This is a genomic window from Paraconexibacter sp., assembly GCF_041602235.1.
In the GTDB taxonomy this organism is placed as follows: domain Bacteria; phylum Actinomycetota; class Thermoleophilia; order Solirubrobacterales; family Solirubrobacteraceae; genus Paraconexibacter.
The window spans coordinates 1-1547 of record NZ_JBFIGP010000486.1 but is presented as its reverse complement, the minus strand read 5'-3'; the positions used below and the strand labels follow the sequence as shown (position 1 = coordinate 1547).

Below are 1547 nucleotides of genomic sequence, written 5' to 3'. Positions count from 1 at the left end.
GTGACGACGAAGGTGGCGCCGTCGAGCGCCGGAAGCTCGGCGGGGGTCCAGGAGCTCATACCTCGACTGTAGTGACCGGCCTCTACGACCGGCATGACCCCTGAAGTTAGGGATTGCCGACAGCGCCGCGGTCCGATTCCCTTCCAGACCCCACCCGACCGTCGTGGTGCGTTCCCGGCACCGGCCTGTCCGCGGTCAAGCTCCTACGCCTGTCCATCTCTCGAGGTTCCCGTGCCCCACCCGCTCCCTCTCCCCCGTCTGCTTGCCCTGTTCCTCCTGACCGCCGCCGTCGTGGCCTGCGCGTCCGTCCCTGCACAGGCGGCGTGGCGCGGGTCGCCCGGCAAGATCGCCTACCTGGAGCGGCAGAGCGGCGAGTACGACCTGCGGGTCTGGACCCCGCGCCTGGGTGATGGCGTGAGCACCACCGTCCACCAGAGGACCTTCCACTTCCAGGACGCCCCGGACGAGCCGCCCACGACCATGGGCATGCCGTCGGCCCCGGCCTGGTCGCCGGACGGCACGCGCCTGGCGTACGCCGCGCAGATACCCGACACCGGGATCGGGCACGGCGTGACGCACACCGCGATCTTCGTCTGGGAGCTCGCGAGCGGCCGCGTGACGCAGGTCACGACGCCCCCCGCCGGCAAGCTCGACGACGATGGCCAAGCTCCAGAGCTCGGCTGGGGGTACGCCGACTTCGCGCCGGCGTGGAGCCCGGACGGCACCACCATCGCCTACGTGCGGCTCATCGCCGCGGGACGCGACGAGCCGGTGTACGCACAGCGCGGCGCGAACGTGCGTGCCGTCTCCCTGACGGCCGGCGGCGACCGCGCGCTCACGCGCGAGTACGGCGAGCAGGGGTACTGGAGCCTCAGCTGGGGCGGCGACCCCGCCGGACAGACCCGGCTCGTCGGCTACCACACGGTCGAGGGCGCGGGCGTGCGCCTGCGGGCCATCGATCCGACGTCGGGCGCGGCGACCACGGTCCTGTCCGGGGACGCCGCGGGCCTGACCACCGACTTCGACGTCACCCCGGACGGCCTGGCGGTCGACACGGTACGCCCGGACGGCACCGCCTTCCGCCGCGTCATCGGCGGCTCGGCCGTGGCCCTCGGCGACGGCTTCGGTGGCCAGGGCATCCGGTCCAGCCCGTCCGGCAACGGTCCGCTGCACGTCGGTCCGGGCACGGTGCCCGGGCTCGGGACCCGGCTGGGCATCGTCGAGCGTCAGGCCCCCGATCCCACGGGTGACGTGTGGCCCGAGGATCCGCGGGACCGCTGGGTCAGCGCGACGCCGCCGATGCACGGCACCTTCGCGACCGCCACGCCGGGCCGGTCGCTGTGGGACGTGCAGGCACAGCAGCTCCCGATCATCAACATCCCCGGCTTCGCGGGATCGGACATCCGCTGCAACGGCGAGACGCTCTGGCCCCCGTCGGCGACGGGCAACGGCGCGCGCCTGGAGGCCATGACGCTGGCCGACGACGGCAAGACCAACGCGGGCTGCCGCGGCGCCGGACCGACCCTCGACCCCAACGACGACGAAGG

General features: G+C 73.6%; 1 protein-coding gene. It reads left to right on the top strand.

From position 1 onward, the window contains the following. Positions 1 to 231: 231 nt before the first annotated feature. Positions 232 to 1547 (top strand): TolB family protein (locus tag ABYE80_RS20710; protein WP_372792325.1); only part of this gene is annotated, 1316 nt, incomplete at its 3' end.